General features: G+C 70.4%; 2 protein-coding genes (1 of these 2 running past the window's edge). Both read right to left on the reverse strand.

Annotated features, from left to right (window positions below):
- A protein-coding gene (locus ACWEVR_RS28255; protein ID WP_452469397.1) for a C2 family cysteine protease crosses the window boundary here: on the reverse strand, positions 1-19,138 show its 5' portion. 12,539 nt of this gene lie to the left of the window's left edge; 19,138 of the gene's 31,677 nt are visible here — the first part of the coding sequence; the start codon lies at positions 19,136-19,138; its stop codon lies beyond the left edge, outside the window.
- A complete protein-coding gene (locus tag ACWEVR_RS28260) occupies positions 19,139-20,332 on the reverse strand; it encodes a hypothetical protein (RefSeq protein ID WP_452469398.1) in 1,194 nt (397 codons plus the stop codon).
- Positions 20,333-20,337 lie beyond the last annotated feature (5 nt).

Below are 20,337 nucleotides of genomic sequence, written 5' to 3' on the forward strand. Positions count from 1 at the left end.
CGTGCGTGACCCGGTCCTCGAAGCTCTGCTGCTCGGACTCCGGGATGGCGTAGATATTGCCGAACTCGTCGACGGCGACGAGCGCGCGCTGATTCGCCCATCCGCGCTTCGCGCCGACGGTGATGTCGGGCGCGAGCGAGTCCGTCGCGACGCCGCGCGTGGTGTCGAAGAGGCTGCCGTCGCTCGCGCGGTACAACCGGCCGTCGAGACCCACGACCAGCCGCAGGCTCTCTCTGCCCTGTTCGGTGAACCAGGCGATGTTCGGATCGTCCTCGTCGAACCTGCGCGGCACGCTCGCGTATTCGACAAGGGTCGTGCTCGGCGCAGGCAGTGCACCGCCCGCGTCGGCGAGTAGCGGTGGCGCGCCGACCCGCTCGTCGAGCACCCGCGCCGCGCCCTGGGCCTGCGCGAACAGCAGTGGCCAGCTCGGCGCGCCCGGTGGCAGCAGGTCGGTCAGTGGTGACGACAGCTCGACTCTGATCCACGTCGGCCGATCGTCGAGCGGCAGGAGGACATCGACGGCGACGATCGTCTCGGACGCGATCACCTGGCCGTCGCCGAACTCCAGCTCACCGGTCTCGAGCGCGCGCACGTCACTGCCGTCGAGCGTCTCGCCGCTGTCGCGCACGAATCGCAGCGACCGGCCGATCGCGTCGGGGACCGCGGTGAGGTAGGCGCGCAACGACTGGAACGCGGGCCAGTCGGCGAGCGCGTCGAGGTCCTGGACCGCGATGCCGGTGGCTCCCACCAGCGGGCCGGACAGTGCTCGGGGGATCGGCAAGCCGATCCGCTCCGCCTCGGTGACGTCGACCAGATGCGCGGTGCCCGCGACCTCGACCCGGATCTGGTCGGGCAGGCCCGGCAGCCACCCGACGCGCACCGGGGTGTCGATCAGGGTCAACTGCTGCCCGTCGACGGTCGTGAGCGGGCCGTTGCCGCGGACCAGGTGCCCGCCGAGCACCTGGCCCATGCCGGCGCGCGCGTTCACCGGCACCATGGGGTCGTCGAAGCCGGCGGGGCCCGGGACCGACAACGCGAAACGGGCACTGTCGCCCACGGTGATCAGGCGCGCGAACTGGTTGAAGTACCAGGCGGGAACCAGCGTGTGCGCGCCGTTCGCGTCGGTGAGCCGGGCGCGCAGCACCCGACCGTGCGGGCCTGCGGTGAAGACGCCGGTGACCTCGTAGTACCGGCCGCCGTCGAGTCCGGCCGGGGTGTGCCCGGCGTTCGGCCGCGTGTACACCACCAGGCTCGTGCTCGCCTCGTAGACCGCGCGCAGTTGGTTGCCCGCCGCGGTGGCGCCGGCCAGGTCGAGCGGGCCGTCGCCGAGCCACCGGTCCAGGTCGTTCTGGTCGAGCACGCGGGTGAGGTTCGGGTGCGTGAGGCCGCCGGTGAGCGTGGGCTCGTGCGCAGGCCGCAGCGCGTACGCGAACTCCATGGCGTCGGCGGCGTCCACGTCGCCGAGGTCGTCGCGGGTGAGTTCGTCGAAGTCGAGGTGGGCCAGATACACCGCAGGCGCTTCGGTGGCGGTCAGGACGGCGGCGTACGCGACCTGGGCTTCGATCCGTCGGATGCGCTGACGCAGCTCGCGCGCGGCAGCCAGCCGCGCCGCCTCGGTCACGCTGAGCAGACCCGATGCCGCTCGCGGAGTGAGCAGTTCGAGTTCGGCGCTGAGGTAGCCACGGTTCAGTGCGTCGCGCACGTGCACGGGAATGTCGCGCACCATCGCCAGCCGACGATGGGCCAGGACGAACTCCCTACGATCGATCGCCGCCATGCGCTCGAATTCCTGTGCGGTCCACCATGTCTCGCCGTGCTCGCGCCACCAGTCGGCGTAGGCACGCGCGTCCGGCGTCGCCGGGGTGAGCTCCCGGATCTGGTCGGCGACGAAGGAGCGGGAGTCGAACTGGGCCAGGGTGTCCGGATCGCCGGATTCGGCGGCGGCGAGCAGGCCGGCCACCGGCGAGGTCAGCAGCAGCGGACCGACCAGTGGTCGCGGCCCGTCGAAGTAGGACACGGACGAGGTCGTGACCGGTTGCAGCGACATGGCCGCCACGTGCGCTTGCAAGAGCAACAGCGGCCAGGTGGGCGCACCCGGCGGCAGCTGCCCGGCGAGCGGTGAGTACGGACCGAGCCGAATCCAGGTCGGCTCGGTACCGACGAGCACCTGCACGTCGACGGCGAACACGTCCTCGACGAGGATGTCGGTGGAGAAATCGAACGGTGCCGCCCCGCCGACCGGGGTCACCATCGTGTCCGACGCGATGACCGGCCGACCGACCGCGTCATAGCGAATCCGCGCCACGTCCACCGTTTTCGGGTCGGCGCTGTCGTACACGAGCCGGAACGCGCCGGTGATCCCACCTGGCTCATTCAGCAGCGCGCGCATCGCATCGGCGACCGGCAGAGTGCCCAGGAAGGCGAGGTCCTCGGCGAGCGGGCCGATCGGCCCGAAGAGCGGACCAGGGAGCCTGCCGGGGATCGGCAGGCCGGCACCGGCTGCGACGGTTTCCTCGACCTGGTAGGTGACGCCGTCCCATTCGACGAGCACCCGTCCGGGCGGCGCGCTCACCGTGCCGACCCGCACAGGTACCCCGGCGGGCAACCCCACGCCGACCAGGGTCGCGACAGGGCGCGTCGCGCTTGCCAGGTACCCGGTGCTCACGAGCGTGTGCCCGTACGCGCCGGCCGGAGGCACGGCGAGCGTCCCGATGTCGAGGCCGCTCGGCACGATCGGCAGTGGCGCCGACTGGTCGGCCACCTGACTGGCCGTCACAGCAGAGTTGCTGAGCACCTCGACCTCGGTCACGGGTGGGGACACCAGCGAACCGGGCGGCACGGTTCCGTGCGACCGAGCCCCCGCCGCGCCGTTGGCCGTGGCGAACAGCAGCGGCCACAGCGGGGCGCCGGGGGGGACGAGCTGGGCAAACGGTGAGGACAGCGCCACGCGCACCCATCGAGCCGGATGCCCGACCAGCACGTCGACGGCCGTCACGCCGGCCTGCGCGATGGTGCTGCCGTCCGGGCGAACCAGGTCGCCCGCGGCGTCGACCCGCAGCCCGGTCACCTCGACCACCGATCCGGCCGGGTCGTCGAGCACCAGGCGCAGCGCGTCGCCGATCGCGCCGGAGACGGCGAAATGCTCGGCCAGCGAGCGGAACGCACGCCAATCACTCAGCGCCGCAAGGTCATCGCCCACCGGTCCGCGCCGTCCGAACAGCGGACCGGTCAACCGGGTCGGCGCAGGCAGCCCGACACGGTCCGCCTCGGCCTCGGTGATCAGGTAGTCGACGCCGTACATGTTCGCCACCAGGTAGCCAGGGCGCGCGGTCCGCGTACCCAACAGCATGGGCACGCCTGCGGGCAGTGTCGCCCCGTGCGCGGTGGTGACCGGCGCCACGGCCTGGGCCCAGTAGCCGGTGATCACGACGCTGGGTTGAGCCGTGTCCCTGGCGGGCACCGCGATGTCTCGATCGAGCCCGGCGGGCGTGGGTCGCGGCGTGGCGGCCCGTTCGCCTGCCCCGTCCGTCGTCAGCTCGGCGAAGAAGTGGAAGTACCACGCGGGCACGGTGGTTCGTCGCCCCGCTCGATCGACGAGCGTGGCGCTGAGCACCACACCCGAGTCACCCGCGGTGGTGACGGCGACGACCTCGTACCGCTGATCGCCGCGCAGCCCACCGGCCTGGACGTCCGTGGCGATCGGACGGGTGGTCACCAGCAGCGTCCGGCTCGACTCGAAGAGGTCCCGCACAGTGGCGCCGACGGCGACGGTCAGCGGGCGGGGCAGCGGATGGTCGTCGCCGAGGCCGTCGAGCAGTTCGAGTGTCCGCGTTATGGCGGTGTCGACACCCTCGGCGTTCAGTGCGGTGCGCGACAGTCCGGCGCGCAGGAACTGCGTCAGCCCGCTGGGGGTGGCGACCTCGTTGGCGCGCAACCACTCCGCGAACCTCGGCGGCGCATCCCCGGTGGATGGCCGGACGGCGGCGATCAGCTCGGGCCAGTCGGTGAACAGGTCGCGGTCGGTGGCGACCACATGGCCGCGCAGCAAGGTCAGCAGCGCCGTCACCGTGGCGACCAGCTGCGGGGCAAGCCCCCGGCCGAACTGCCCGGCGAGGAACGCGGCGAAGGCCGCCGGATCGTCGTACTGCGTCCGGGTCATGGTGGTGAGCACCAGGCGGAAACGTCTGCTCGCGTAGGGATCGGCGGCGGCAACCATGTCGTGCACCCGTCGCACGCGTTCCCACAGGTCCGTGTGCTGCGCGACGTGCACTCGCGCTCGGTAGTCGCGCGCGAGTCCGACGATCGCCGAGGCCGCCGCGCGGTCGCCGAGCAGCGACGCCAACGTCGTTTCCGGTAGTCGCAGGGGATGGGCCAGGCCCGACGCGCCGAGCACACTCTCCGGTTCGAGACTGCGGTGCGCTTCGAGGAACAGCAGCGGCCAGATCGGCGTGCCCGGCGGCAGCAACCCCGCATGCGGTGAGATCGGCGCCACCCGGACCCAGCGTGACTGTCCAGCGGCCGAGACCAGCACGTCGACGGCGACGACGCTGTTCGGCGCGATGATCCGACCGTCCGGGAATACGAGATTGCCCGCGCCGTCGACGAGCACTCCGTGCAGCCCGATCGCACGGTCTGCCGGTCGGCCGACGACCACCCGCAGGGCCGACTCGATTGCGCCGGGGATCGCGAAGTGCGCGCGCAGCGACTCGAAGAACGGCCAATCACCCAGTGCGTCGAGGTCTTGCGGCACCGGTCCGGCCGGGCCGATGAGCGGGCCGGTGCGTGGCGCCGACGTGCTCGCGGTGGGGAGCACCGGCAGTGCGTCGGCCGTGGTGAGGTCGGTGGGCACGAGCGGGCGAGCGGTCGGCTCGACCACGGGGAGCACTGTCGCGGTGCGCACGCCGACGCCGTCGGTGGTGAGCGCGGCGAACTGGTTGAAGTACCAGATCGGGACGTCGACCGTCACGCCGTGCGCATCGGTCAGGCTCGCGCTCACCACGCGACCGTTCAGCGCGGCGCGATGGATCGCGGTGACCTCGTAGCGACTGTCGCCGCGCAGACCGGTGACCGGGGTGAGGGGCCAGGTGGGATGGGTGGTGACCACCAGCGTCCGGCTCGCCTGGAACCGGTCGAGCAGCATGCTCGCGGCGACCGTCGCCGTCGGTAGGTCGAGCGGAGCGGGGGTGGCCCACGCCGACAGCATCCGTTCGATCTTGTCCACCACCGTCGTGGCGTCCTCGTCGGAGAACCTGAAGAGCCAGCCGAGCTGTTCCGCGGACTCACCGGCGGTGAGCCGCCGCGCGCGGTCCATGCCGAGCCGCGCGAATTCCTCGCGGACGAACGCCGACAGGGCGTGCGGGACGCTGAGGTCGCGGCCGCGCAACCAGCGCAGGAAGCTCGCGCCCGCGGTCGGCTGGCCGGCCTCGTGGACACCGGTTGCGCTGAGGGCGTCGGCGAGTTCGGGGAAGGCGGCCAGCGCATCGGATCCGATCGCGACGACGTGGGCGTGCAGCTCGCGCAACGGTTCGGTCCAGGTCTGGCCGAACTCCCTGTCGAGCCAGCCGGCGAAGTCGTGCGGGTCATGGTAATTCGGATCGGCCATGGCCTGGATCGCGTTGTCGAACCGCGAGGTGAGATTCACCTCGTGGCGTGGATCATCGAGCCAGGCACGGTAGGCGCGCGCCGCCTCCCACAGCTCGGCAGCGCCAACGAGCTGCCGGCGGGCGTGATAGGCGGCCGCGATCGTCGTGAGCGCGCGCGCCGCCACCGGGTCACCGAGCGCCTGGCCCAGCTGCGACTCGGACAGCCGCATCGGATGCATGGTGAAGCGCTGGGTCCTCGCGTGGGCGTCGGCCCAGGGGCCGCCCGGCTCCCACAGTCCGGTCGGCCGCAGCGCGACCGATGCGCTGTGGCGTGACGCGGCGGTCACCTCGGCTTCGCTCACCGCGACCGGGTGCTCGCCGATAGCCGCTCGCCCGGCGGCAGGCTCCAGCTGGTCAGGGTGCCGCTCGCGGTACACCGCCCACGCCTTCTCTAGCACCGCAGGCCACAGCGGTTGACCCGGACGATCGAGCTGGTACACACTTCGGCCCGCGTACTCGGCGAAAACACCGTCGACCTCGACCAGCACCGGTTCCCCGTCAGGGCCGGTGAAACGGACGACGAACATCCCGTCCGCGCGCCGGCGGACCATCCGCCGCACCCAGCCGGGCCGTTCGCGCACCAGGGTGCGCAGTTCCTCGGCCAGCATGTGTGCCCCGCCGTGGGTGAACCCGCCGAGCACGACGTCGTCGACGCTCGGCATCCGTCCTGGTACGAACAGCGGGCCGGTGGCCTCGACCAGGGTCGGCAGCGCGGATGCGTAGACCGAGGCGTTCACGGTGTGCCAACGGCTATCGGCGGTGCGCAGCCGGACCTCGTCGGGCCGCGCGCTGTCTCGCACGATCTCCACCGTCGTGCCCGCGGGCAGCACGGTTCCCTCGACGGTCAGAATCTCCTCGGCCAGCGCCGCAGGGGTGCGACGGCCTCCCCTGGTCGCGGCCAATGGCAGCAGGTTGCGCACGGAGTCGGTGCGCCACCGCTCATCGATGGTTTCGAGCAACCGCGGCTCGGGCGCGAATCCGTTGTCGGCCAACACATGACGGAGGGTCCGGAACCGGGCCACCGAGTCGGCCAAGCGCTGACGCGCCGTGGTCATCGGCGCCGAGACCGCGTTGCGGACATCGCTGACCAGTGAACGCTCGAACGCCTCGGCGTGATCCATCCAGACCACGACGGCGCCGCGGCCGGCCTGTTCCCGCTGGGTGAGGCCGGCGTAGAGTTCGGCCCCCGACAGCGCGCCCGAGTACGCACCGCTCGGCACATGCCAGAGCACCGACCTCGCCCGCTCGGGGTCGCCGTAGGCGAACGCCAGTGCACCCAGACCGCCGAACGCGTCGGGTTCGCAGCGCGTGAGATAGATCGCCGGGGCGACGAAGTGCTCGGTGCCCGCGATCGCGTCGATGGCGTCGCGCGCGGTGTCCAGCGTCCGGGCGAATCGCCGGACCAGCACGAGCCGCTTGCTCGCGCGCGCACTCAGCGTGTCGAGCCGCTCGCGTTCGGTGAGCTGTTCGAGTTCGGCGCTGAGGTAGCCGCGATTCAGCGCGTCGCGCACCGCGACCGGGATGCCGTCCATCTTGCGCAACCGGTGATAACGCGTGCCGAGCGCGTACCGCGACTGCGCGTCCATCCGGTCGAATCCCAGTGCGGCCCACCAGTTCGCGCCGTGGTCGTGCCACCATCGCGTGGCCGCCTCGGTCCGCGCGCGCGAGTTGAACGCTCCGCCGGCGCGGCGCATGGACGCAGGCAGATTCGGCGGCGGAGCGAATCCGGCCACGGGCGGACGGGCGGTGCGTCCCTGCGACGCCGGGGCGGTGATCACGCCGGGGAATGCGGCACTGGCGCCGGCGCCGACCGACGAGAAGCAATCGAACTGGTTCAACTGCGCGATCGGCACCGTGATCTCGGAGTCGGGGATGCCAGGATCACTGACGACCACCGCCGTCGGTACCGAGCGTGGCCCCTTGGGACGCAGCACCCGGAGCACGGTGTACACGTGGTTCGCGGACAGGCCATACGGCGACTTGCCCTCGCCCGCGCCGTAGCTGTCCTTGGTGCCGAGCGTGACGCTGTCGCCACGGCTGCGCAACCAGTCGATCCGCTCGGCGAGCCAGCGTCCGAGCGTGTCGTGGGCGAGGGGCGCGTCCGCCTGCCAGGCCCGCCACGCGTTGTCGAGCCGGGTCACCCGATGGTTCCACTGCTTACTCAGATAGTCGATGAAGTAGTCGTTCTCGACTGGCGTGTTGCACGACCGGTAACCGGCGTCGTCGCCGTAGGTGGCGAGCCACCTACGCGCGGCGGCGAGGACCGCGTCGCGGACCAGGCGGCCGCCGAGGACGGTCGACAGCACGTCCGCGTCGACGTCCAACAACGCGCGCAACCGCTCATCGGTCGAGGTCACGACGACCGTGCCGTCGGCGTCCACCGTGGCCACGCTCGAGAGCGCCGAGCGCAGCTTGCCGACGAGCCCAGCGGTCGCCGTAGGCAGGAACGCGCTGAACGCGCGGTCGGCGCGCCTACCTTCCGGGGTGGACCGCCACCGCTGGAACGCCGGTTCCAGATCGAGCACCGCGCGGCCGAACTCGATGTCGGCCTCGCTCGGGTGCTCGGTGACGATGTGCGCGATGGTCTCGTCATCGAGCTCGAAGGGATGATGGAACAGGGCGATTTCGCGCGCGGTCACCGCACGGGTGCGGCCTGCCGAGCCGGGGAGCGTGGCCGAGCGCAGGCGTTCACCTGCCACGTCCGAGTTCCCGCCCACGATGCCGGGGAACCCGCCGCCCTTGTCGGCGCCGCGGTAGACCGCCCACGCCTTCTCGATGACCGCAGGCCACAGCGGCTGATCAGGGAGCTGCGCCGCGTAGATGGCCTCACCGCGCGCGTTGGCGTAGAAGGTGTCGTCGACGCGAACCCATTCCCAGCCATCGGTTACCGGGTTGTAGAACCGGACGTCGAAGGTGCGCAGACCGTCGGGCGCGGTGTGCTCCGTGATCATCTCGACCAGTAACCGCGGCTGCCGGTCGGCCAGGGCGCGGAGTTCGGCGATCAGATAACAGTCACCGAGCCCGCCTTGCAGCGCGTCGAACGGCATCGGCAGGTTCGTCGGGCCGAAGAGGGGGCCGCGCGCCTTGATCTGCTCGACCACCACATGACGGCGGGCGACCCGATGGTACTCGGCACCGTCGAGGCGCACCCCGATGCTCGAGTCGGCCATGGCGGCCTCGATGACGAACTTTCTCCCCGCCAGGGTCACCGCCTGGCCCGCGCGGTCGATCACCACGCCGGTGCCCTGTGGCAGGAGGGTGGTACTGCCCCGCCGTCGCGTCCTGAAAGCGGCCGTCACGACGTGCTCGGCGAAGCGGTGGCGTTCGCGGTCGATTTCGATGGTGACGACGCCGTTGGCTCGCCGCACCACCTTCGGCCGGTCCACTGGACGTATCCGGATCAGGTTCCGGTCGATGTCACTGACGTACAACCCGCGCTCGGCTCCGACCAAGCGCGAGGTCGTCGTCGGCATCTGGAGCCCGAGGTGTCGAGCAGCCACCGAGAGACCGGCGCCAACGGTCCGCGCGTTCGGGGCGACGACGGGGACCGGTGGCGGGGGCGCTTCCGGTTCGGCGAAGAGGCGGCGCAGATCCTCGGCGAGTTCGTCATCGGGGGTGTTCGGGTTGTCCGGCCAGTGCCCCGACAGCTCAGCGGGGTCATCGATGTCCATCGGCTGCCCGGGCAGCTCAACGGGATCGTCGACGTCCATCATCATCGGGGTCGCCGGGATGGGCGCGCTCTCGGTGGGGGTCGCGAGAGATACTGCCGTGCGTGTGGCCCGGCCTGCGACGGTGAGCCAGCTGATCTGGTTGAGATGGCGCGGTTCGAGCAGGGTCAGGCGGCCGTGCGCGTCCAGGAGTTCGACGAGGACGACCTCGTTGGCCGTGTCGGTGTGGATCGCGGTCACCAGGTACCTGGAGTCGCCTTCGACGCCCACGTCCTGTGGAGTCGTCGGCCAGTTCGGCCGAGTGCTCACCACGAGTGTCTCGGTGCGCTCGAACAAGGCGCGCAGCGTCGCACCGGCGTGGGCGGCGCTTGCCTGCGGGAGCGGGGCATCGCTCTCCCATGCTGTCAGCAGGTCGTGCACCGTATCGATGGCGCGCTCCCACCGGTCGGCCGACAGCGCGACACCTGCGCTGTACCTGCGCAACAGGGCGGTGAACCCGGCTGCCGTACGCGGGCCGTTCGCTCGCAACCACCGCGCCAGATCGGCCGTGCCGGTGTGGTATCCGCCGTTCGCGGCGCGGCCGGTCGTCGTCAGTGCGTCGAGCAGTTCCGGCCAGTCCGCGATCGGATCGAGCTCTGCCGACCGCAGCAGACGGCGTAGTTGGCGCACCGGTCGTGAGTCGGTGCCGCCGAGGTGGTGGCGCAGCAACGTGTCGAACGCGGCGGCGTCGTCGTAGCGGCGCGCGAGCATGGTTTGGACCACGAGGTCGAAACCCCTGGCAGAGCCGCGATTCCGGGCCAGCTCGGCCCGGTGGGCACGCAACGACTCCCACAGCCGGTGCTGCGCGGCCACCCGCTCGCGGGCACGGAACCGGGCGTCGAGCGCGGCGATCGCGGCGGCGGCCTTGGCATCGCCGAGCAGGCTCGCCAACGACGATGCCCCGAGGTCCATCGGGTGCAGGGAATTCGCGCGTACCCGGGCACCGCCGACCCGCCATATCCCCCCGGGGGCCCAGACCTCGGCGGCGGTGTCGGTTTCGGGTGGTCGCAGCGCGGTGTCGAACTCGTTGTCGGCCAGTTCGCCAGGCAGGCTCGCGCGGTACAGATCCCAGGCCCGCTGGATGGCGGCGGGCCACAACGGTTGTCCCGGCCGATCGGCCTGATACGCGAGGTGACCGTCGAACGCGACGAAGTCCCGGTCGAGCGCCACCAGCACCGGGGCGCCGTCGCGGCCGGTGAACCGTACCTCGATCGTGCCGTCGGCGCGTTCGCCGACCATGCGCCGCACCCACAGCGGCCGCTCGGCCACCAGCGCGCGCATGGCGCGATACAGCGACTGAGCGCCGACCGGGACATCGCTGTCGGCGACCACATCGGTGACGCGGGCGACGCCGTCATCGGCGAACAGTGGCCCGGTGACCGGTACCAGCGACCGACCGGCGGCCAGCACACGCCGCCCGGCCTGGGTGAGCGGCTGGTCGATGCCGCGTCGGCCCGTCGCGGTGTCGCGACCCCACCGGTGGTCGACCACCTCGAGCGAACGCAGCGCGGGGCTCACGCCGTTCTCCCACAGCAACCGCTCGCGCAACGCCTGGAAGCGCGCGATGGCGTGCTCGAGCGGGCGTCGCCGGATGCCCGCGTCGGCACGCGTCGACCACACGATGACCGCGGTCGATCCACTCTGCTCGCGGCGCTCGAGGGAGGCGTACAGATCGGCTCCCCTGGCGACACCTCTCGCGAAGTCGCCGCCCGCAGGCACGTGCCACACCACCGAGGTGGCCGCGTCGGGGTCGCCGAGCACGAGCACCAGCACACCCTGTTGATCGAACGCGTCCAGGTCGACGTCGAGCAGGTGCACCCGGGGAGTCGCGAACGCCGACTCCGTCGCCAGTGCCATCGCGTCGCCCTCGGCCACCAGCAGGGCATGGCTGAACTCGCGCGCGGTGGCGAGCCGGTCGATCTCGCGCGGACTCAGTCCTCGCCGCCGCTTGGGCCCCGAGGCGCGGTCGACTCGCTCCAGTTCGGTCAACCGGCTCAGCTCGGCGGCGAGATAGGTGCGGTTGATGTCGTCGCGGACGTGTGCGGGGATACCGTCGGCGCTGCCGAGCCAGCGGTAGCGCACGGCCAGCTGCCGTTTGGCCGCAATCCCGGCCGCGGCGAAATCTGTTTCCTCCCACCATCTCTCGCCGTCGCGGCGCCACCAGTCGCGCACGATCCGCACCCGCTCCCCTGCGTCGGTGACACTGTCGAGGTCGCGGAGCCGCGCGCTGATGTTCGGCGGAGTGAGCGTCTGTGGTGTCACAGCCGCCGTATCCAGCGCGCCGAGCAGGTCAGCGGTGCTGTCGCGCGGGGCAGCGACCGGTTGACCGTAGGCCCACACCGCGCCCGCGCCGACGGTGCCGAGGGTGGCGAAGCGGTTGAGTTCGGCGAGCGGCACCGAGGTCTGGGTGTCGCCCGCATACGGGTCGGCGACCACGACCGCCGTCGGCCGCGACCGGGTCTCACTGTCGGCGAACTCCACCCGGAGGACCGAATAGGCGTGTCCGGCAACGGTTCCGGAGCCCTTGGCGGGGGCGGCCTTGGTGCCGAGCACGATCGTGTCGCCGTAGCTCATGAGTTGATCGATGCGCTGGGCGGTCCAGACCGCGAGGGCGGTGTCCGACAGCGCGGCGTCGTCGGCCCATGCGGTCAGGTGGCGGGTGAGCGCCGCGGCTGCGGCCCGCCACTGATCCACCACGTAGTCGGCCAGGGTCGCGCTGCCGAGGGTGTCCGGAGTGAGCGTGGCCACGGTGATGCCGATGGCGTCGGCGAGGTCGGTGTCGACGAGATCGGCCAGGTACTCCGGGGTGATCTCGTCGATGGTCCGGCCGGTAAGCGCCTTGCGGACGCGCCCGTACACGTCTTTCGTTGTGGCCGTTGATCTCTCGTGATCGCCGAGCATCTCGGCGAGGAAATTGTCGAAGGCGGCGCGCACCGCGACAGTCGAGCCGACGGTCAGCGTGTCGAGGAAGGCTCGCTCCCAGCCAAGGAGCAGGCGCGCGAAACCGTCGCTGCCGACCGCCTCGGCCAAGGTGTCGCGATCGAGTTCGAAGGGGTGCGCCAGCAAGGGGGTATCGACCACGCGGGTCGGCTGGGCACGCCCCTGGGAGCCGGGCAGGGTCGAGGGCCGCAGGGCTCCACCAGCGCGGCCGGGCAATCCGGTGTCGATGCCGAAGTAGCCCTTGTCCTCGCCTCGGTACACCGCCCACGCCTTCTCGATCACCGCGGGCCACAGCGGCTGATCCGGCAGGTGGGCGGCATACTTCATGCGCCCCCGCGCATCGGTGAAGAAGGTGTCGTCGACGGTCGAGTACACCCACTCGTCGCGGTCGCGGTCGAAGAACCGCACCGAGAACACGCGCCGGCCGTCGCGGCTGTGCTCGGTGATCATGCTCGCGATCGCGGCGGGATCGCGGCTGGCCAGGCCGATCAGGTTGGCGAGCAGGTAGCAGGTGCCCGCCCCGCCCTGGCGAACATCGGCCGGGCTCGGTTGCCCGGTCGGCCCGTACAGCGCACCGTTCGCCCGCGCGGCCCCGATGCCGAGCGCGGCCGGGTCGACCGACCGCCACTTCGTGTCGGCCACCCGCAGCGCGAACCCGTCGGGGCCGTACCGGACGTACCAGGTGGTGTCCTGGTTGTCCGGTGGCAACAGGTCCCTGACCACGCCCGCGTCGTCGGGGACGTAGACACCTGTCGGCTTGGTGGTGAGCCGCTGCCCGTCCTCGTGGGCCGTGAACGCCTCGGCGACCATCGCCGCGGTGACGGTGGCCTGTCTGCCGTCGGGCAGCAGCACCCGTCGACTGCCGTCGGACAGCGAATCGAGCACGGTCACAGTGGTATTCGCGGTCATACCGACCAGGTGCCCGGTGCGATCGGCGACCAGGAGCTGACCGGTGGTGAGCGTCGCGATGTCCACCGGCATGACCGGGGCCTGCGCGGGCGGCGCCTGCGGCCCGTCGGCGCGCGGCGCGGTGACCGACGACTCGAACTCCTGCCCCTCCACCCGCGGATCGGGCACCGGGTCGTCGTCCTGGCGAGGCGGATGCTCGGGCGGCAGCGTGCGCCCCGAGTCGAGGTCGGTCGGCGACTCAGTGTGGGTGTCGTGCACCGGGTGCGCGCGGCTCACCAGGTGCGCGGCATTGCGCTCCTGCACGGTCGCGGCGAGCGAGAGCACCTGCCGTGCCGCGTCGTCGCGCTCGCTCTTGGCAGCGGCGAGCTTCGCCGCAGCCAGGTCGAGTTCGATGTGCTGCCCCGACTCGTCGGTTCGCGGATGCGTCGTCGTGTCGTGATCCGCCGGATCGGGCTGCGCGCCGCGCTTGATCGATTCGTAGGTCGCGTGCGCGGTCGCGTAGTCGGCGACGGCGTTCGTGTACCGGATGATCGCCGTCGCGTGTTCCGGGGCGTGCGCGAACAGCGTGTCGTCGGCGGCGAGGAAGTACTTGACGCTGCCTTTCTGACCGGCGCGCGCGGCCCGGTTCTCGGCCTGGATGTCGATGTCGCGCAGCTCGGATTTACCCGAGATCAACACGCGGAGACCGCCCTGCTCGCTGACCTTGGCGCTGATCTCGATGTCGACGCCGCGCCCACCCTGCCGGTTGGTCACCAACACATGGCCCAGCTCGCCCGCCTTGTCGAGGATCTTGGCGAACTCGGCCTCCCAATCGGCGCCGTGCTTGAGCTGGAACGCGGCGTCGACCACCCGATGCGGGATGCCTGCCGCCGTCAACCGCTGGGAGATCTCGGCGACCTCGCTGTTGCGATTGGCCATGGCAAGCACCGGGCGAGCATCCGGGCGGTAGTTCTCGATGATGTCGTCGGCCAGATTGGTGTGCTTGCCCGCCTGGTCGACGGCGAGCACGTCGGTCTCGGTGTCGAGCAACGATGCCTTGAGCCGAGGCACCGTCACCACATCGGGCATGCCGTAAACGCGACTCAGCTCCCCCGCCACGCCCTTGGCCGTGCCCGACCCGCCGGTGACCAGATCGTGGTTGGCGCTGCTGAACAGCTCGCGCGCGGTGAGACTGCGCGAGCTCTCGGTGTCGGCGCGGATGGTCAATCCGTGCTTGGCTTCCAGCATTTGGGCCAGGCCGGAGTTCCAGCGGCTCTCGGTGGAGGTCTTGGGATCGAACATCACCTTGTGGCTGGTCTGTTCGATGATGTAGACCTTGCCGGTCTTGTGGTCGACGATGTAGTGGTCGTTCTCGACCATCTCCCAGCGCGCCGAGGCGGCCATATCGAGCTGATGGATCTCATCACGCAGGGTTTGCCGTTGCGCGTCGGTGGGGCCGTCCTCGCCGTAGAGCAGCCTGCCGACCTTGGCGACGCCCTCGTCGGTGAGCCGGGCCGGGCCGCCGACGCGGTCGTCGACGCGCCCGAAATCGCTCGGGGTGAGGTTCCCGCGCTCGAGTTCACTGTTCAGGAACCTGCGAGCGTTGTGGACGGAGTTCACCACGTGCGCAGGCGCCGCCTTCGCCGTTCCCTCCGAAATGATCCAAGTCGTCATGGCATGGTGCAGGGCCTCGTCGATCTCGTCGATCACCGCGATGCGGCCCGGTAGTTGTTTGCCGCGCAGCGCCCCGAATCCCGCGTCGTTGAGCGTGCCGATGTAGATGGTCGGCTTGCCATCGGGTGGCACGTGGTACGCGTCGCCGGGGCCGCCGTCGGGATTCATGCGGCCGATGTGGAAGTCGAACGGGCTCAACACCTTCTGATACAGGGCGAAGGCGGCATTGGCCAGCACGTCGCGGGTGGTGAACACCTGCAACGAATCCCCGGCTCCCGCGGTCAATATCGCGTTGGCGAGGAAGGCGAGGGTCTTGCCCTCGCCCGCGTCCATGTTCACCGGGCCGTGCCGCATGGCGGTCGCGGCCATCACCTGGGTGAAGAACATGGTCTTACCGTTGCCGTTGGCGTCGGCGGTCCCCCGCCGGACGATCTCGATCGTCGCCGAGACGGCCCGCTCGTAGGCGGCGGCCTCGGCCGGGTCGGTCGAGGCGTGGAACCGCGCGCCCGACAGGTCGGCGCGCAGTTGCTCGGTGGTCCGCCCCGACCAGTACCGCGCGTCGAAGTTGTCGACGATCGACTTGCTGAACTGCTCGAAATCCCGTGGTGGCGTATCGCTTTCGTGGTCATTTCGGGGGATGTGCGGCGGCGTGGCCGAGTCTTGGCCCGCGAGCGGTTCCGGGTCATGGCGTGGGTTCGGCTGACGTGGCTGCTCGGGGTTGTCCGAGCTGTCGGCGTCCTTCGGGATGCGGAACTCGGTCAGTCGCGGGTCGGTCAGAATCCGTTGCAGATCATCGAGTTCGAGCGGGTCGCCGTTGGTGCGCCGCCACCCGCTCGCGGTATCGGTCCCGCCCTCGGCGTCGACGGGCGGCCGGTGCCACACGTAGCGGGCCGCACTCTGGTCGCCGAGGGCCGCGAAGGTCAGACCGGTGAGATCCAGACCGGCCGAGTCCCTGGTCAGCGTGCGCGAGCCCGCCTCGAGCTCGGGGATCTCGTCCCACTTGGTGCCATGCCGGAACAGCTCGGGCTCGTCGGTGCGCGAGTGCTCGCTGCTGGTGTCGGAATCCCTTTCCGACATGTCGCTGGTGCGTGACCGCGTGCTCGCGGTGTCGGAGTCCTCGTCCGACTTGCCGTGTGCAGTGTCCTGGTCGGCGTCGGCCCTCGGGGCGTTGTTGCGCGGCGCGGCGTAGCCCAGGTCCGCGCGCTGCTCGGGGGTGTACCGGTTGCCGTGCTGGTCGTAGTGGATCAGCCCCTCGTACAGGTCCCCGAGCGCGGCCTTCACCCGCGCGGGAGCTTGATGGTAGGAACCGGCGTGGTCGAGGACCGACACCAGCTTGCCGTTGGCGAACTCGCCCTGGAACGCGACGTACACGCCCGCGTTGTGGAACGCCTCGTGCGGCAGCTCGCTGACGTACCAGTTGCCCTCGTGGTCGCCGATGATCGTGCGCATCACCGGGGCCTGGCTCTCGCCCCAACGCGCGAGCACCGGACCGTACCTCGGCACCGTGATCGTCGGCGTACCGTCGCGGCCAACCACGTTCGCGCCTGGCAGCCCACGCTTGGCATCGTCGCGGCCCGCCTTGTCCTGCTTGGTCGCGGTGGACGAATCATCGGTGGCCGCACTGGATTCGGTGCGTACCGACGAGGTGTCGGTGTTCTCGGTCTGGCTGTGCTGTCGGTCCGCCGCCGGATCGCGCTGCCACACCCCCTTGTCATCGACGGTGAACCGATGCAGGGCGCGCTCGGATTCGGTGAGGCGGTACATCCCGCGCGAGAGCGTCTTGTCGTAGCCGCGGGTCGGGGTGTTCTCGTCGCCACCGCTGGTCTTTCGCGGGGCGTCCTGGCCGAACCCGTCGCGCAGCGGCAGGTCGTTGCCCTCGGGCTGCCGGAAGACCTCGCGCCCCTCGAACGGGGACTGACGGCCCTTGAACAGCTCGATGGTCTGCTGGAACCCCATGATCTGGCGCAGGAACCCCCGCCCGCCAGGCCACACCGGGCCGAGCAGGTCGGGACTGACCATCCGCCAGCGCGGCTCGGTGAAGTCGGCCAACCACGAGTCGACCTGGGATTCCCGCTGCCCCGCCGGCGAGGACTCGATCGAGCGGGCGTCGCCGTCGGGGCGGGCACTCGAGTCGTCGCTCTCCCGCGACCGGATGGAATCGCCATCGCCGTAGAGCGTCTCGCGCGCGGTGGTGAAGGATGCGCCGTCGCTGTCCTTACTGGTCAGCGAACTGGTGTCGCGATCGCCACCCAACGGCTCCCTCGCCGGGACGAACGACGCGTCATCGCTGTCCTTGTCGGCAAGGGAGTTGGTCTCGGAGTCGCGATCGGTGGCCGTCGACCGCCGATCGTCGGCGAGCACGTTGGTGTCGTTGCCGTCGTCCCCGCGACGCGGTCGGTGCGCCGCACTCGGCCCGCCCGCTGGATCGGACCCGTTGGGTCCCTTGGCATTCGATGGTTTCAACCCGCTCGATTCCGAGTTCGACCGGTTCGGGTTGTCGGCCGGTGCCCGCGGCGTCGGCTGGGTATCGCGGGCCGACGGTCCCGGCTTGTCCTTGCTCGACGACTCGGGTCGTGACGCCGACGAGGCTTCTGACTTCACCGGCACGGTCTCGGACTCGGCGTTCGCCGACCGCTTGATCGGCACCGCCGAGTCGGTGTCCGTCGCGCGGATGTTGTCGACGGGGGTGTCCACGCGCTCGTTCGGGGTCGAGCGCGACGGCGACTGTTGGGACGCGTCCGTCGATTTCACGCTCGCGGAGTCACGATTACCGGTGGCGGCGTTGTTCGCGCTCGGCTCGCTCTTGGGCACGGTCGAGTTCTGGTGTGCGCCCGTGCTCGGCTGACTCGCCGTCGCGCTCGACTGATTGACCGGCGGGGCGGTCTGCGTCTGCGTGAACGACGACGCCATGCCCGGTTGTGACACCGTCGACGTGGTGGCGGTGTCCTGCGGGGTGGGCACCCCGCTCGACAGGTGGTCGACGGTCGACGAATGGCCGCCCGAGGTCTGCTCGTTCCCGCCCGGGACGTGCGCGGTCTGATCACCGTCGATGATCAGGTAGTCCAACGAACCATCCGATGAGGTCACCGACTCGGACAGCGACGTGGTGTCCGACTCGGTAACGGATCTGGTGCTGCCCGGCGCGTCGGAGATCGTCGAGTCCGTGTCGCTCTTGGTGTTCGACGCGTCGCCATCGCCTGCGCGTGAGCCGGTCGAATTGCCGTCGCCCCCGGACTTCAGCGAGTTCCCTTCGCCACCGATATTTTTGGGGACAGTGGGGGCGCCTTCCCCACCCGATGCATGCGTTGTCGACGAGACCGACGGCGCGTCACCGTTCAGCTTGACCTCCGGCACGTCCACGTGCACGTCGGTCCCGCCCGCGCGCCAACCACGGCCCGCGCCCGCGAAGGCGCCACCGACACCGGCCCCGAGCATGCGCGGGTCCAGCTCGAACGGCCCGCCGTTGATAATTTGGTTGGCCAGACCGCCGCCGACCATACCGCCGACGCCACCGGCCCCGCCCTGGACGATGCCGGTCAGCACGGTCTGCCATCGCTTGTTGAACTCGGTGCTGGTGATCTTGCCGCCGCCGAGCTTGAACAGATCACCGCCGATCTTGCCGAACAGAGCACCGAACGCACCGCCGAGCGCACCGCCGAGCGCGTACTGGCCGAGCGCGCTCACGTCGAAGCTGTCCTTGTGCCCGGCCGCCATCTGCCCGAGCTGGACCAGGATGTTGAGGATCACCTGCTGCGCCATGGCATGCACCGCGGCGGTGACCATCTGCATCAGCATGGTCTTGATCCATTGGAAAACCAGCTTATAGAAGGCGACCTTCACCGGAATGGCGGCGGGCGCGGTCGCGGGCGACAGCCAGGCGAGGGCGATCTCCCACACCAGCTGGACAAGACCGATGATGATCATGATCTTGTTCTCTTGAATCGCGCAGCCGACCTTGTCGCAGGAGGCGGCCAGCTTCTTCATCGCCTCGGCGATGGCTTGCAGCGAGGTGTCCTCGTCCTCGTCGACGAGGTGGTTCAGGGTGGTCACCATGCCCGCGTTGCGCGTCTTGGCCGACGGGTAGGCATCGAGGACGTCCTCGATCGCGTTCTTCACACTCGCGACGAGCGCCGACAGCTCGCCCGAGGCGTCCGACCACGCGTCGGCGAGGGCGAACATGCCGTTTTCACTGCCCGACGGCCACTCACTGCCCGCGGCCCAGCTCAGTGGTTGCAGTGCCTCGGGCAGCGTGATGTCGGATTGCGAGATCGCGTCGGGGACAGACATCTAGCGCTCGCGCGGCGTCCAGCCCGCCCGGGTCCACGGATCGGACTCGGTCGGCTGTTCGGTGTCGGCGGTCGGCGCGGTTGTCCTGCGGCGCCGTTTGTCCTTGGGGTCGCCCGCCTGACCGCCGGTGTTGGTCGCAGGCATGCCGCCGGTCGGCATGCCGGGCATCATCGGCGTGCCTGCCACGCCCGCGCGAGTCTGGCTGCCCTGCTGAGTCCCGCCGTTGGCAACTCGCTCCGGATCGAAGGGCACGCGCGGAGACGAAGTCGATTGTGGTGAGTTGGAATTGGATCGACCGGACCCGCCGGTGCCGAGCGGCAGGCCGGTCTTGGGGTCGATGGGCAGCCCGGTCTTGGGGTCGAGGGTCAGGCCGGTCTTCGGGTCGATGACCGACTGAGCGGCGTAGGGGCCGAGCGCGCCGGGCACCAGGCTCGACGGGTCCGTGGTGCCGCCCGACGAGCCATCGGACCCGCCGATGGTCAGCGGAGAGTCGACGCCGCCCGTCGGCCCCTGGAAATTCGACACACCAGAACCCGTCGAGTCGGTGCCCGTCTTCGACTGGAAGGCACCGAGATCGGGTGCGTTCCCGCCCGGGTTCGGCCCACCCGAACCAGTGGTGGGTCCCCCGGTCGCGCCGTCGGTGTTCGGGATGTCGATATCGGGCCGGCCGTCCCCACCGCCGCCACCGGAGTTCGAGTTCGCGCTGTCGGGCGGGGGCGGCCCGGTCGGGCCGGGTGGTGGCTTGTTCGAGCTGTGGTTCGGATCGGAGCTGAGCTTGCCGGTGTAGGGGCCGGGATTGCCGGTGGCGTCCTCGTCGATGTACTTGTTCAGAATCCAATTGGCGAACAGATCCTCACCGAGCCCGAACGCCTTGCCGGCCTCCTCGAGAGTCTTGCCGTAGTTGACCAACAGCTGACCGTAGACGGGCACCGCACCCTCGGCGTCCTTCTCGGTGCTCGCGTTGCCGAGCAAGTTGTCCTCGGCCGAGAGATACCCGTCCTTCCCCTCGGAGAACTGCTTGCCCATCTTGTCGTCGCCCCACGGCTGGCCGATCTCGTTGAGCCGGTTGTACAGCTTGGTCATGATGGCGAACAGGCCGTTCGGCTCGCCCGGCAACTCCGACAGGGCTTTTCCCTTGGCGATCAACGCCTCGGGGTCGACCGACACCTCACCGGAGTTCGCCTGCGGCGGCATGCTGG

It is taken from the genome of Nocardia sp. NPDC003979, from assembly GCF_053605015.1.